Raw genomic sequence first — 13,827 nt, forward strand, 5'->3', positions numbered from 1 at the left:
GGCCGGGACATTCACCGCAAGGTGGTGTCCCGGCCCCGCCGTTTTTGTTTCTGCACTGCGTTGGCTATTCGCTTAGTCCGAAACACGAAGCATGGAGTTCAACGTCCCCGGCTGAGATCCCTCCCTCAGTCCGGCTACGCCGGCCAGCTCCCTCCCCGGGAGGGAGCACGATCTCCGCAGGCTCCAGCCCCAGTGTTCTCCCTCCCCGGGAGGGAGATGTCACGACAACGTCGTGACAGAGGGAGGGCCACCCCCATTCACATCACGTTCCCCACAAAAGCCCAAATCACTCTCCCCCAGCCCAATCCCCCGACCGAAAACATAAAAATCGAGTTCCCCGATCAAATCCCCCGACCGAAGGACCTCAAATCCCCCCGTTCCAGACCTTCCAGCCCCCAAATCAACGCATGATGCGTGCGGCATCGTCGTCGCAGAAGGCGAAGGCGTATATCAATACGTCGAGTCTTCTGCGACGGCGATGACGCTCCATCATGCGTTGATTTGGTATTCGCGGGCGATGAGGGTCCAGAGCTCCTGTGCCGCTTGGTCGACGGTGGTGTTGGTGATGGTGACGTCGAATTCGGATTCGGCGGCGAGTTCGATTTTGGCGGTTTCGAGGCGGCGGGCTTGCTGTTCGGGGGTTTCGGTACCGCGGCCGATGAGGCGGCGCTTGAGTTCTTCGAAGCTGGGGGGTGCGAGGAAGACGTAGAGGACGTCGAGGCCGAGTTCGGAGGCGCGCTGTTTGACGCGGCGGGCGCCTTGGAGGTCGATTTCGAGGATGGTGGGGGTGTTGGAGGCGAGGTGGTCGAGGACGGGCTGGAGGAGGGTGCCGTAGTGGGCCATGCCGTGGACGACGGCGGTTTCGAGGAATTCGCCGGCGGCTTCTTTGGCTTGGAATTCCTGTTCGGTGAGGAACCAGTAGTTGACGCCGTTGATTTCGCCGGGGCGGGGGGCGCGGGTGGTAGCGGAGACGGAGACCCAGATTTCGGGGTGGTGTTCGCGGAGTTTGGCTTCGACGGTGCCTTTGCCGACGGCGGTGGGGCCGGTGAGGACGATGAGGCGACGGGGGGTGGTGGTCATTGGTTCTTCTCTTTCTGGTGGGTGGGAATGAATGCACCCGGCGTTCCGCATGGTGGAGCGGGGCGCCGGGTGCAGTTTGGAGTGGGGTCAGAGCTTGGAGGAGCGGTCTTCGATCTTGAAGCGGTCGCTGTTGCCGAGAGTGTCGTTGGTGCGCGGTGTGGTGGCGACGCGTACTGCGGAGGGTACGTATCGGGTGGACTTCACCGTGGTGGCGGACGTCTGGCGGCTCTGGCTTTGCTGCTGGGTGGCCTGCTGGGAGTAGGAGGCCTGCGGGTTCTGCGGGATCTGGTGGGATACCGAGGGAACGGTGGTTGCGGACAGCGGCTTGATGTGGACCTGCGGGGGGTTGCCGTCGGCCAGATGGGCGGCGGTCAGGGCCGGGTCGATGCCGGGATGGGGGGCTTCGGGTTCGGCTGCCTGTTCCTTGTCGCCTTCTTCCATGGCCTCGTAGAGCGCCTGGCGCACGTCGAGGGCGATGGCCTCGGTGGCGGCGGACAGGTCGGCGATTTCGGGGCCTTTGGAGGAGATGGAGCGGGAGACGGTGACGAGCACGTTGCCCTTGGTGCCTTTGAAGACGGTCTTGAGGTCCTTGGCTTCGGCTCCCTGCCATCCGTAGCCCGGGGATAGGATCGGACCGGTGAAGACGGAGGGGTCGACGCCGCTGGTCTTCATCCACTGGCCGATGGTGGCACCGATGATAAGGCCGACGGATCCCATGCCTTCCACGCCTTCATTGAAGTTTTGGGCGGCATGGGCGACGCCGTAGGCCACGGTCTGGCCGGGGAAGTCGCCGCGCTGTCGGATGGCGGACTGCAGGGAGATGCCCTCGGTGTTGGAGGTCACGGATGCGACGAACACTCCCCTGCCGTTTTCGAGGGCTTCGCCGACCAGATTGGTCAGGGAACGGAAACCGTAGTACGGCAGCAGGGTGATGGCGTCGGCCAGCATGGGCGCGCCGGGTTTGAGATAGGCGTCGGCAAGTGCCGACACGGTGGTGGGCAGACCGCCACGCAGGCAGTCGACGATGGTGATGACGCCCATCTGACGAGCGGCGAAGAGCGCTCGCTCGAGCGCGGCGAATCCTTTGGATCCGTAGCGCTCGAACATGGGCATCTGGAACTTCACGGCTGCGGCACGGCCTTGGGCGGCCTGCAGCATGCGCATGGCGAACAGTTCGGCACCCTTCGCATCCACGTTGTAGCCCCATTTGGCCAGAAGTTTACGATGCGGATCGATGCCGACGCACAGAGGCCCATACATGTCCATGGACGCCTTGAGTCGTTTACCGAATTCCGAACGTTGGACGATAGTCTGGGCCTCTGCTGCTGTCATTTCAGTTCGCGCCTTTCCAGTTCAAACAGCTGCTGAGCATGCTCCTGGATGCTCAGAATCTGATAATCCTGCTTCTTGACTGCCTCGATTGCCAGCAGTACCGCCGAGAACTCGGTGATGGTGGTGAACTGCGGCAGATCGGCGGCGATGGCGGCCGCACGGATGGAGTATCCGTCCGAACGGGAGCCACGCGAGTTGGGGGTGTTGAGCACCATGTCGATCTTGCCCTCTTCGATGAGCTCGACGACGTTCTTTCCGGTGCTGCCTTCGGCATGACGCACCTTGGTCTCGTCGGAGTCGAGACGGCCGGTGATCTTGTCGACGATGTTGGACTCGATACCGTAGCGACGCAGCACGGAGGCGGTGCCTTCGGTGGCCCAGATGTGGAATCCGAGTTCCACCAGACGCACGGCCATCAGCGGCAGCTGACGCTTGTCGGTGTCGTTGACGGAGATGAAGACGTTGCCGCTGGTCGGCAGACCGCCTTCGTAGGCGGCGAGCTGGCTCTTGGCGAACGCGTGCGGGAAGTCACGGTCGAAGCCCATGACCTCGCCGGTGGAGCGCATCTCGGGTCCGAGCAGAATGTCCACGGTCTTGCCGACAGGGGTGCGGAAGCGCTTGAACGGCAGCACGGACTCCTTGACGGCGACCGGCTGGCCGCGACGCACGTCACCGCCGTCACCGTGGGGCAGCAGCAGACCGTTGGCGCGCTGATCGGCGATGGACTCGCCGGCCATGATGCGGGCCGCGGCCTTGGCCAGCGGGGTGCCGGTGGCCTTGGATGCGAACGGCACGGTGCGGGATGCACGCGGGTTGGCTTCGATCACGTACAGCGTGTTGGACATGAACGCGTACTGCACGTTGATCAGGCCGCGCACGTTGCAGCCGCGGGAGATGGCCAGCGTGGCCTCGCGCAGACGACGGATCTGATCGTCGGACAGGGTGCTCGGGGGCAGGGTGCAGGCGGCGTCGCCGGAGTGGACGCCGGCTTCCTCCACGTGCTCCATGATGCCGCCGATGTACAGCTCCTCGCCGTCGAACAGGGCGTCGACGTCGATCTCGATGGCGTCGGACAGGAACTTGTCGATGAGCAGCGGGGAGGGCAGTCGTCCGGAGACGACCATGTCGGCCTTGGCCTCCTCGAGGGCGCGGCCCACGTACTTCTTGAGCTGGGCGTCGTCGTACACGATCTCCATGCCACGGCCGCCGAGCACGTAGCTCGGACGCACGAGCACCGGGTAGCCGATGCTGGTGGCGGCTTCCTGGGCCTCCTCGAGGCTCAGCGCGGTGCCGTAGCGCGGGGCGTTGAGGCCCTCCTTGCGCAGCACTTCGCCGAAGAGTTCACGGTTTTCGGCCAGATCGATGGATTCGGGCGTGGTGCCGAGGATCGGCACACCGGCGGCCTTGAGGCGGGCGGCGAGCGACAGCGGCGTCTGACCGCCGAGCTGCACGATCACGCCCTTGACCGGGCCCATCTCCTTCTCGGCCTCGTAGATCTCGAGCACGTCCTCGAAGGTGAGGGGCTCGAAGTAGAGGCGGTCGGACATGTCGTAATCGGTGGACACGGTTTCCGGATTGCAGTTCACCATGATGGTGTCGTAATCCTTGCCGAGCTCCTGCACCGCGTGCACGCAGGTGTAGTCGAACTCGATGCCCTGGCCGATGCGGTTCGGACCGGAGCCGAGGATGATCACGGCCTCGCGCTCGCGCGGACGCAGTTCGGACTCATCGGCGTAGCAGCTGTAGTAGTACGGCGTGACGGCATCGAACTCGGCGGCGCAGGTATCCACCGTCTTGTACACGGGGCGCAGACCGTAGGTCCAGCGCAGCTCGCGGATGGTGTTCTCGCCTTCGTCGCCCAGACCACGCAGGTGCGCGATCTGCACGTCGGACAGGCCGGCCTTCTTGCCCTTCTTGAGCAGGGCCGGGGTGAGGGTCTTGGCGCCCTTGATCTCGAGCGCGGTCTGGTCGATCAGCACAAGCTGGGCGATGAACCACGGATCGATCTTGGTGGCCTCGAAGATCTGTTCGGCGCTGGCACCGCCCCAGATGGCGCGCTGCAGCTGCTGGTAACGGTGCTCGGTCGGCACCTTGATCTTCTCGAGCAGGTCGGCGACCTCGGCGGCGTCCGGCTTCTCGCCGTCCCAGCTGAAGCCCATGTGACGCTTGTCGATGGAGCGCATGGCCTTGCCCAGCGACTCCTGGAAGTTGCCGCCGAGGGCCATGGCCTCACCAACGGACTTCATGGAGGTGGTCAGGCGCTGTTCGGCGCCCGGGAACTTCTCGAACGCGAAGCGCGGCACCTTGGTGACCACGTAGTCGATGGTCGGCTCGAAGCTGGCCGGCGTGGACTGCGTGATGTCGTTGCGGATCTCGTCGAGGGTGTAGCCGAGGGCCAGCTTGGTGGCGATCTTGGCGATCGGGAAGCCGGTGGCCTTGGACGCCAGTGCGGAGGAGCGGCTCACGCGCGGGTTCATCTCGATGACGATGATGCGGCCGGTCTCGGGGTGCACGGCGAACTGGATGTTGCAGCCGCCGGTGTCCACGCCCACGCCGCGGATGATGGCGATGCCGATGTCACGCAGCTTCTGGTATTCGCGATCGTTGAGGGTGAAGCAGGGAGCCACGGTGATCGAATCGCCGGTGTGCACGCCCACGGGGTCCACGTTCTCGATCGGGCAGACGACGACCACGTTGTCCTTGCGGTCGCGCATGAGCTCGAGCTCGAACTCCTTCCAGCCTTCGATGCCTTCCTCGATGAGCACCTCGTCGGTGGGCGAATAGTGGATGCCGGCGCCGGCGATGCGGTGCAGCTCCTCTTCGTTGTGGGCGATGCCGGAGCCCAGACCGCCCATGGTGAAGCTCGGGCGCACGACCAGCGGGTAGCCGAGCGTGTCGGCGATGCGGTCGCATTCCTCGAGCGAGTGCGCGATGAAGGATCGCGCGGATTCGGCACCGGCCTCGTCCACGACCTTCTTGAAGAGTTCACGATCCTCGCCGCGGTCGATGGCCTCCAGCGAGGCGCCGATCAGCTCGACGTTGTACTTCTTGAGCACGCCGGCCTCGCCGAGGGCCATGGCGGCGTTCAGGGCCGTCTGGCCACCCAGGGTGGGCAGCAGTGCGTCGGGGCGCTCCTTGGCGATGATCTTCTCGAGGATCGGCACGCTGATCGGCTCGATGTAGGTGGCGTCGGCCATCTCCGGATCGGTCATGATGGTGGCCGGGTTGGAGTTCACCAGAATCACGCGGATGCCCTCTTCGCGAAGGACGCGGCATGCCTGCGTTCCGGAATAATCGAACTCCGCGGCCTGGCCGATGACGATCGGACCGGAACCGATGACCATTACGGAGTGAATATCGGTGCGCTTAGGCATTGACACTACCTTCCTTGGAATCCTTGTGGTTGAGCATGAGATCGACGAAACGATCGAACAGGTACGATGCGTCGTGCGGACCGGCGGCGGCTTCGGGGTGGTACTGCACGGAGAACGCCGGGATGTCGATGCATTCAAGGCCTTCGACCACGTCGTCGTTGAGATCGACATGGCTGACGCGGGCCTTGCCATAGTGGCCGTTATCGTACGGCGTGACGACGGGGTCGCCGATCGGCGCGTCGACGGCGAAGCCGTGGTTGTGGGCGGTGACCTCCACCTTGCCGGTGGTCAGGTCCTTGACCGGCTGGTTGATGCCGCGATGGCCGAACTTGAGCTTGTAGGTACCGAATCCGAGCGCACGGCCCAGAATCTGGTTGCCGAAGCAGATGCCGAAGAACGGGTAGCCGGCGTCGAGCACCTGACGCAGCAGCGCCACGGTGTCGTCGGCGGTGGACGGATCGCCGGGGCCGTTGGAGAAGAAGACGCCGGTGGGGTTCAGGGCCTCGATCTGCTCGAACGTGGTGGTCATGGGCACGACGTGCACACGGCATCCGCGTTCGGCGAGACGATGCGGCGTCATGGCCTTGATGCCAAGATCCACGGCGACGACGGTGGCCAGAGGATCCTTGCCTTCGAATTCGCCGATGGGCTCCACGGTGTACATCTCCTTGGTGGAGACTTCGGGGCCCAGATTGGAACCGCTCATGGTGGGCTGTGCGGCCACCTTGGCGAGCAGTTCGGCGACGGGGAGGACCTTGCCCGCTTCGTCGGTCAGGGCGGTGCCGGAGAAGATGCCGGCACGCATCACACCGGCGGAACGCAGGTGACGGACCAGCTTGCGGGTGTCGATGTCGCAGATGCCGACGATGTTCTGCTCCTGCAGGTCGTCATCGAGGCTGCCGGTGGCGCGCCAGTTGCTCACCACCGGGCTGGGGTCGCGCACCACATAGCCGGACACCCAGATGCGCGAGGATTCGGGATCCTCACGGTTCACGCCGGTATCACCGATGTGGGGGAATGTCTGGACGACGATCTGACGATCATAACTCGGGTCGGTCAGCGTTTCCTGGTAGCCGGTCATGCCCGTGGCGAAGACGATCTCGCCAAAGGTCTCGCCGGCTGCACCATACGGCTGTCCGACGTAGACCTGCCCGTCCTCGAGGACGAGAACGGCATTCGTTGCATCATAGCTACCCACGGCAGTGGGCTCGGACTCGTTGAGGCTCACTAAATCCCCCTTAACAGCGGATTATTTCTGAATTCACCATACCCACGGGCGTGGATATAGGCGTGGTTCAGTCATTGGTGTTTTCTTCTGGTTTTTCTTCGGATTTCGCGGCCACTGCGGTCAGCAGGCCGTGAATGAAGTTGGGCGATTCGGCGTCGCACAGCGTCTTCGCGAGCGACAGCGCCTCATCGATGGCCACGCCGGCGGGAACCTCGTCGTTGTAGACGATCTCCCATGTGGCGATGCGCATGATGTTGCGGTCGACCACCGGCATGCGGGAGACCTTCCAGCTGGTGGAGCACTCCCCCAGCAGCGAGTCGATGTCCCTGCGGTGTTCGGCCACGCCACGCACGATTTCGATGGCGTACTCGGGCAGCGGCGTCTGTGCGCCGGGGTGTTCGATGCGCTCAGCAAGAAGGGACAGGATGTCCTGTCCCTTCTCGTCGGCTTCATACAACGTATTCAGAGCCCTTTTGCGGGCGGTGGAACGTGCCATGAAGGTGTGATCCCCTTACGATCAGTTCTCGCGACCGAGGTAGGAGCCGTCGCGGGTATCGACCTTGACCTTCTCGCCCTCGTTGATGAACAGCGGGACCTGGATCTCGGCGCCGGTCTCCACGGTGGCGGGCTTGGTGCCGGCGTTGGAGCGGTTGCCCTGCAGGCCGGGCTCGGTGTGCGTGATGGTCAGCACGACGGAGGCGGGCAGTTCCACGCTCAGCGGGGTGCCGTCGTGGAAGGACACGATGCAGTCGGTGCCTTCCAGCAGGAACTTGGAGTCGACCAGATCGCGGGGGATCATGATCTGATCGTAGGTGGTCATGTCCATGAAGACGAAGTTATCGCCGTCCTCGTAGGAGTACTGCAGCGTGCGGTTGTCGACGGTCTCGAACTGCATCTTCATGCCAGCGTTGAAGGTCTTGTCGACGATCTTGCCCGACAGCACGTTCTTGATGGTGGTACGCACGAAGGCGGGGCCCTTGCCCGGCTTGACGTGCTGGAACTTGATGACGGTCCACAGCTGGCCGTCGAGGTTCAGGACGGAACCGTTCTTGATGTCATTGGTAGTCTGTGCCACGTTCACTCACCTATTTCGTAATTGATTACAGTGAAGCTTAAAAATAGCCTTCGCTATTATGCCATACCGCCTATACAGGTATGTTCATACTCTGTTCATATATACGAAAATGCCCCGGACCCTAAGGGATCCGGGGCATTTTCTATGACGCTAGTTCAAGCGTGTCGATCTCTCTGATTGAAATCAGGCGAGGATCTTGGTGACACGGCCCGAGCCGACGGTGTGGCCACCCTCGCGCACAGCGAAGGTCAGGCCTTCCTCCATAGCGATCGGCTGGATGAGCTCGACCGTGAAGGTGGCGTGATCGCCGGGCTGAACCATCTCGACGCCTTCCGGCAGGGTGATGACGCCGGTGACGTCGGTGGTGCGGAAGTAGAACTGCGGACGGTAGTTGGAGAAGAACGGCGAGTGACGGCCACCCTCATCCTTGGTCAGCACGTAGACCTCACCCTCGAACTTGGTGTGCGGGGTGACGGAGCCCGGAGCAGCCACAACCTGGCCACGCTCCACGTCGGTGCGGCCGAGGCCACGGAGGAGCAGACCGGTGTTGTCGCCAGCCTCGCAGGAGTCCATCGTCTTGTGGAAGGTCTCGATGGAGGTGACGGTGGTGTTCTGGGTCGGGCGGATACCGACGATCTCGACCGGGGTGTTGACGGCCAGCTGGCCACGCTCAACACGGCCGGTGACGACCGTACCACGACCGGAGATGGTGAAGACGTCCTCGATCGGCATCAGGAACGGCTTGTCGAGGTCGTGGACCGGGGTCGGGATGTACTCGTCGACGGCGTCCATGAGCTTCTTGATCTGCTCAACCCACTTCTCGTGGTCCGGAGCGTCATCGTGCAGAGCGCCGTAGGCGGACACGTGGATGACCGGGCAGTCGCGATCGAAGCCGTTCTCCTCGAGGAGGTCGCGGACTTCTTCCTCAACCAGCTCGATGAGCTCTTCGTCGTCGACCATATCGCACTTGTTCAGGGCGACCAGGATCTTCGGCACGCCAACCTGACGGGCGAGCAGCACGTGCTCGCGAGTCTGGGCCATCGGGCCGTCGGTGGCGGCCACAACGAGGATGGCGCCATCCATCTGGGCGGCACCGGTGATCATGTTCTTCACGAAGTCGGCGTGGCCCGGGCAGTCGACGTGAGCGTAGTGACGCTTAGCGGTCTGGTACTCGATGTGGGCGATGTTGATGGTGATACCGCGAGCGGCCTCTTCCGGAGCGGAATCGATCTGGTTGAAGTCGTACTCCGGGTTGACATCCGGGAACTCCTCGTGCAGCACCTTGGAGATGGCGGCGGTCAGAGTGGTCTTACCGTGATCGACGTGGCCGATGGTACCAATGTTAACGTGCGGCTTAGTACGCTCGTACTTTTCCTTTGCCATGTGTTTTTGTCCTCCTGGACGTCTCGTAGTTTGCCTGTGCAAACCATGCACAAGACACTCTCGACATATTACTGGGTTTTTTGGATTTACGCCACTATATGCGCCTGTCGCCCCAGCGAACAGTAGAAATTCTACTGTCCGCCGAAGACGAAAAGGCGCATGGCGTGGCGCCGATCGCCGACCGTCGCCGGCCGGCGATCAAAGCGTGGCTCACTCGCCGCGCTGGGCCTTGATGATCTCGTCCGAGACGCTCTTCGGCACCTCGGCGTAGGAGTCCATCTGCATGGTGAACATGGCGCGGCCCTGGGTCTTGGAACGCAGGTCGCCGATGTAGCCGAACATCTCGCTCAGCGGCACCTTGGCGTCGATGACCTTGACGCCGGTGGCGTCGGTCATGGACTGGATGTTGCCACGACGCTGGTTCAGATCGCCGATGACGTCGCCCATGTACTCCTCCGGAGTACGGACCTCGACGGCCATGATGGGCTCGAGGATGACGGGCTTGGCCTTCGGAGCAGCCTCCTTGAACGCCATGGAACCGGCGATCTTGAAGGCCATTTCGGAGGAATCGACCGGGTGCATGGCACCGTCGGTGACGGTGGCCTTGACGCCCACGACCGGGAAGCCGGCGAGCACGCCGGACTCCATGGCTTCCTTGACGCCGTCCTCGATCGGCTTGATGAACTCGCCCGAGATGTGGCCGCCGGTGACGGTGTTCTCGAACTCGAAGGTCTCGCCGGCCTCGGTGTCGAGCGGCTCGAAGTTCATCAGGACCTTTGCGAACTGGCCGGAACCACCGGTCTGCTTCTTGTGGGTGTATTCCTGGTTCATGACGGCCTTGCGGATGGTCTCGCGGTAGGCCACCTGCGGCTTGCCCTGGTTGCACTCCACCTTGAACTCGCGACGCATACGGTCGACGATGATGTCGAGCTGGAGCTCGCCCATGCCGGAGATCAGGGTCTGGCCGGACTCTTCGTCGGTCTTCACCTGGAAGGTCGGATCCTCTTCGGAGAGCTTCGCCAGAGCGATGCCCATCTTCTCCTGATCGGCCTTGGTCTTCGGCTCCACGGCCACCTCGATCACAGGATCGGGGAAGGTCATGGAATCGAGGGTGATCGGGTTGGCCAGATCGCACAGGGTGTCACCGGTGGTGACGTTCTTCAGGCCCACAAAGGTGTAGATGTTACCGGCGGACGCGGAGTCCATCGGGTTCTCCTTGTCGGCGTGCATCTGGAAGATCTTGCCGATGCGCTCCTTCTTCTCACGGGTGGAGTCGAGCACGGAATCGCCCTGCTTGACCTCGCCGGAGTAGACGCGCACGAACACCAGCTTGCCGTAGAACGGGTGGGTGGAAATCTTGAAGACCAGCGCGGAGAACGGATCCTCCTTAGTGGGCTTGCGGTCGATCTCGACGGACTCGTCGCCGGGCTTGAAGCCCTTGATGGCCGGCACGTCCTCGGGGGACGGCAGGTAGTCGACGACGGCGTCCAGCATCGGCTGCACACCCTTGTCCTTGAAGGCGGAGCCGCAGAACACCGGGAAGGCCTCACGGTTGATGGTGAGCTTGCGCACGGCGGCACGGATCTCCTCGGTGGAGAGCTCCTCGCCACCGAAGTACTTCTCCATCAGAGCGTCGTCGGTCTCGGCCACGGCCTCGATCAGCGCGGTGTGGTACTCCTCGGCCTTGTCCTTGAGGTCCTCAGGAATATCGGTGGTCTCGTACTTGGCGCCGAGGCCCTCGGTGCCGTTCCAGACGTAGGCCTTCATCTCGACCAGGTCGACAACGCCGGCGAAGTCGTTCTCGGCGCCGATCGGCAGCTGCATCACGAGCGGGGTGGCACCCAGCTTGTCCTTGATGGTGTCGACCGAGTAGTAGAAGTTAGCGCCCAGCTTATCCATCTTGTTGATGAAGCAGATACGCGGGACGGAGTACTTGTCGGCCTGACGCCACACGGTCTCGGACTGCGGCTCCACACCTTCCTTGCCGTCGAACACGGCAACGGCGCCATCGAGCACGCGCAGGGAGCGCTCCACCTCGGCCGTGAAGTCCACGTGGCCGGGGGTGTCGATGATGTTGATCTGGAACTTGTCCTTGGTGTCGTGGGTCTGACGGTTCCAGAAGCAGGTGGTGGCGGCGGACTGGATGGTGATGCCGCGCTCCTGCTCCTGAGCCATGAAGTCCATCGTCGCGGCGCCGTCGTGCACCTCGCCGATCTTGTAGTTCACGCCGGTGTAGTACAGGATACGTTCCGTCGTGGTGGTCTTACCGGCATCGATGTGGGCCATGATGCCGATGTTGCGGACCTTGTTCAGATCCGAAAGCACGTCTTGTGCCATTGGTATTCCTTAACTCTTATCCGAACGAAATTACCAGCGGTAATGAGCGAAGGCCTTGTTGGCCTCTGCCATCTTATGAGTATCCTCGCGACGCTTGACAGAAGCACCGAGACCGTTGGAGGCATCGAGGATTTCGTTGGCCAGACGCTCGGCCATGGTCTTCTCGCGACGGGCGCGGGAGAAGTCGGTCAGCCAGCGCAGCGACAGGGTGTTGGCGCGGTTCGGCTTGACCTCGACCGGCACCTGGTAGGTGGCGCCACCGACACGGCGGGAACGCACCTCGAGGGACGGACGGATGTTGTCCAGAGCGCGCTTCAGCACGGAAACGGGCTCCTGGTCGGTCTTCTCCTTGACGATATCGAGCGCGGAGTACACGATGTTCTCGGCGATCGACTTCTTGCCGTCGAGCAGAATCTTGTTGATGAGCTGGGCAACCACCGTCGAACCGTAGATCGGATCGGGCAGGAGCTGGTGCTTCTTAGCGGGTCCTTTACGTGACATTTCTCTTACTTCGCCTTCTTTGCTCCGTACAGGGAACGACCCTGCTTGCGGTCCTTGACACCCTGGGTATCGAGCGCACCACGCACGATGTGGTAACGCACACCCGGCAGATCCTTCACACGGCCGCCGCGCACGAGCACGATGGAGTGCTCCTGCAGGTTGTGGCCCTCGCCCGGAATGTAGGCGGTGACTTCGATGCCGGAGGAAAGGCGCACACGGGCGACCTTACGCAGAGCCGAGTTCGGCTTCTTCGGGGTGGTGGTGTAGACACGGGTGCACACGCCGCGACGCAGCGGGCTGCCCTTCAGCGCCAAGGTCTTCGACTTCTTGGGCTTCGGCTGACGTCCCTTACGGACGAGCTGTTCAATCGTAGGCAACTTAAGTTCTCCGATTCACATGGATTACTGTTCTTCTGTGGAACCGCCACACTGCGGCACCAAGACACGTTCCACGAATCGGAAAGTCGTATCAGCCACAGTCCACCGGCCCGATGGCCCTTCATCCTCAACTCGCCGTTACCGGTTCGTTTCCTTGGAATCCGGGATGTCCCACTCGAACGCAGCCCTAACATATGCCGCGTTAATGGCACACACGAATATTTACTATATCACGAGGCAAGACATTGCGACACGCCGAACGATCCACCGTCCCGAACGAATTTGATGGTCCGAACGGATCCAGCGGCACAGTCCCCATCCCCCATTCCGATTTGGTAGTCCGAACGTGACAATGCGAGCCTTCACAAGGCGTCAATCATGTCGCGTTCGGACTACCACATTCGCATCGAAATCGAACCGGTCAGAGGTCGAAGCCGAGCTCGCGGGCGGCGTCGGTGGGCACCGGATCCTCGCACCAGTAGTCCTCGAGGTTGTCGTAGGTGGTCAGGCTGCGGATCTCGGCCTTGTCGATGTACAGCTCGCCGCTCAGGTGGTCGGTCTCATGCTGGAAGATGCGCGCCGGCCATCCGTGCAGCTGCTCCTTGTGGTGCTGGCCGTTTTCGTCGTCCCACTCGGCCGTGATGTCAAGCCAACGGCGGCGCACCGCCTGATAGCCGTCGAAGCTCAGGCACCCCTCGTAGAAGCTGGCGGTCTTCTCCCCCACCGGGGTGTAGACGGGGTTGATGATCACATGGAACGGGAACTCGGCCACCTCGCGCGGATCGTCCTCATCGTCACGCACGTGGTCCTCCACCACGGCCAGGGCAAGTCCCAGACCGATCTGCGTGGCCGCAAGACCGACGCCGGGGGCCTCGAGCATGGTGTGGCGCATGGTCTCGATGAGCTTCTTCAGCGTGTTCTTCGACAGCTGCCCCGCGTAGCGCATGGTCTGCTGGCGGAGCACCGGCTCGCCGGCCTGCACAATGGGCAGCAGTCCATCATTGGCCTTGGCGTCCTTGAGCATGAGTTCCACATCGCGGTTGAGCGCCATGTCCACCTTGCTGTTCTTTCCAAACATAACGATTCTCCTTTGAACAGGTCGCGCCCCGCGCTGCCGGCACGGCAACGAGAGGCGCGAAT

General features: G+C 62.7%; 10 protein-coding genes and 1 pseudogene. All 11 read right to left on the bottom strand.

All coding sequences use genetic code 11. The annotated features are described in order from the left end of the window. Window positions 1-489: 489 nt before the first annotated feature. Window positions 490-1,080: a guanylate kinase gene (gmk, locus tag D2E23_RS02870; protein ID WP_126029493.1), complete on the bottom strand. Its 591-nt coding sequence runs from the start codon at window positions 1,078-1,080 to the stop codon at window positions 490-492. A gap of 417 nt (window positions 1,081-1,497) precedes the next feature. Continuing rightward, window positions 1,498-2,412: pseudogene (gene pyrF / locus D2E23_RS02875) on the bottom strand (orotidine-5'-phosphate decarboxylase); the annotation flags it as partial. Then, the gene (gene carB, locus D2E23_RS02880) at window positions 2,409-5,786 is read right to left on the bottom strand and encodes a carbamoyl-phosphate synthase large subunit (RefSeq protein WP_126029496.1); all 3,378 of its coding nucleotides are present in this window, start codon (window positions 5,784-5,786) and stop codon (window positions 2,409-2,411) included. The pseudogene pyrF and the gene carB, both read right to left, overlap by 4 nt. Beyond that, window positions 5,779-7,014 carry a glutamine-hydrolyzing carbamoyl-phosphate synthase small subunit gene (carA, locus tag D2E23_RS02885; RefSeq protein WP_126029497.1) on the bottom strand — a complete coding sequence of 412 codons (1,236 nt, stop codon included), beginning with the start codon at window positions 7,012-7,014 and terminating at the stop codon, window positions 5,779-5,781. Before carA ends, carB begins: the two co-directional genes overlap by 8 nt. Before the next feature lie 67 nt (window positions 7,015-7,081). Continuing rightward, the gene (gene nusB / locus D2E23_RS02890) at window positions 7,082-7,510 is read right to left on the bottom strand and encodes a transcription antitermination factor NusB (protein ID WP_126029499.1); all 429 of its coding nucleotides are present in this window, start codon (window positions 7,508-7,510) and stop codon (window positions 7,082-7,084) included. Between the two features lie 21 nt (window positions 7,511-7,531). Further along, window positions 7,532-8,089: an elongation factor P gene (gene efp, locus D2E23_RS02895; protein ID WP_093960370.1), complete on the bottom strand. Its 558-nt coding sequence runs from the start codon at window positions 8,087-8,089 to the stop codon at window positions 7,532-7,534. A gap of 183 nt (window positions 8,090-8,272) precedes the next feature. Beyond that, entirely contained in the window at window positions 8,273-9,472 is a 1,200-nt protein-coding gene (gene tuf, locus D2E23_RS02900; protein ID WP_126029501.1) for an elongation factor Tu, read from the bottom strand. 210 nt (window positions 9,473-9,682) lie between these two features. Further along, entirely contained in the window at window positions 9,683-11,809 is a 2,127-nt protein-coding gene (fusA, locus tag D2E23_RS02910) for an elongation factor G (RefSeq protein WP_126029504.1), read from the bottom strand. A 30-nt stretch (window positions 11,810-11,839) separates the two neighbouring features. Then, window positions 11,840-12,310 (bottom strand): 30S ribosomal protein S7, encoded by a 471-nt coding sequence (gene rpsG / locus D2E23_RS02915; RefSeq protein WP_093960335.1) that lies wholly within the window; start codon window positions 12,308-12,310, stop codon window positions 11,840-11,842. Between the two features lie 5 nt (window positions 12,311-12,315). Next, on the bottom strand, window positions 12,316-12,687 hold the full coding sequence (gene rpsL / locus D2E23_RS02920; RefSeq protein ID WP_093960336.1) for a 30S ribosomal protein S12: 372 nt from the start codon (window positions 12,685-12,687) through the stop codon (window positions 12,316-12,318). A gap of 421 nt (window positions 12,688-13,108) precedes the next feature. Next, window positions 13,109-13,765: a peptide deformylase gene (locus D2E23_RS02925; protein ID WP_126029506.1), complete on the bottom strand. Its 657-nt coding sequence runs from the start codon at window positions 13,763-13,765 to the stop codon at window positions 13,109-13,111. Window positions 13,766-13,827 lie beyond the last annotated feature (62 nt).

This window comes from Bifidobacterium callimiconis (genome assembly GCF_003952005.1).
In the GTDB taxonomy this organism is placed as follows: Bacteria; Actinomycetota; Actinomycetes; order Actinomycetales; family Bifidobacteriaceae; genus Galliscardovia; species Galliscardovia callimiconis.

Bases quoted from the DNA above. Each gene is read 5' to 3' on its own strand.
- gmk (WP_126029493.1), bottom strand. From the start codon at position 1,080: ATGACCACCACCCCCCGTCGCCTCATCGTCCTCACCGGCCCCACCGCC.
- carB (WP_126029496.1), bottom strand. From the start codon at position 5,786: ATGCCTAAGCGCACCGATATTCACTCCGTAATGGTCATCGGTTCCGGT.
- nusB (WP_126029499.1), bottom strand. From the start codon at position 7,510: ATGGCACGTTCCACCGCCCGCAAAAGGGCTCTGAATACGTTGTATGAA.
- tuf (WP_126029501.1), bottom strand. From the start codon at position 9,472: ATGGCAAAGGAAAAGTACGAGCGTACTAAGCCGCACGTTAACATTGGT.
- fusA (WP_126029504.1), bottom strand. From the start codon at position 11,809: ATGGCACAAGACGTGCTTTCGGATCTGAACAAGGTCCGCAACATCGGC.
- rpsG (WP_093960335.1), bottom strand. From the start codon at position 12,310: ATGTCACGTAAAGGACCCGCTAAGAAGCACCAGCTCCTGCCCGATCCG.
- D2E23_RS02925 (WP_126029506.1), bottom strand. From the start codon at position 13,765: ATGTTTGGAAAGAACAGCAAGGTGGACATGGCGCTCAACCGCGATGTG.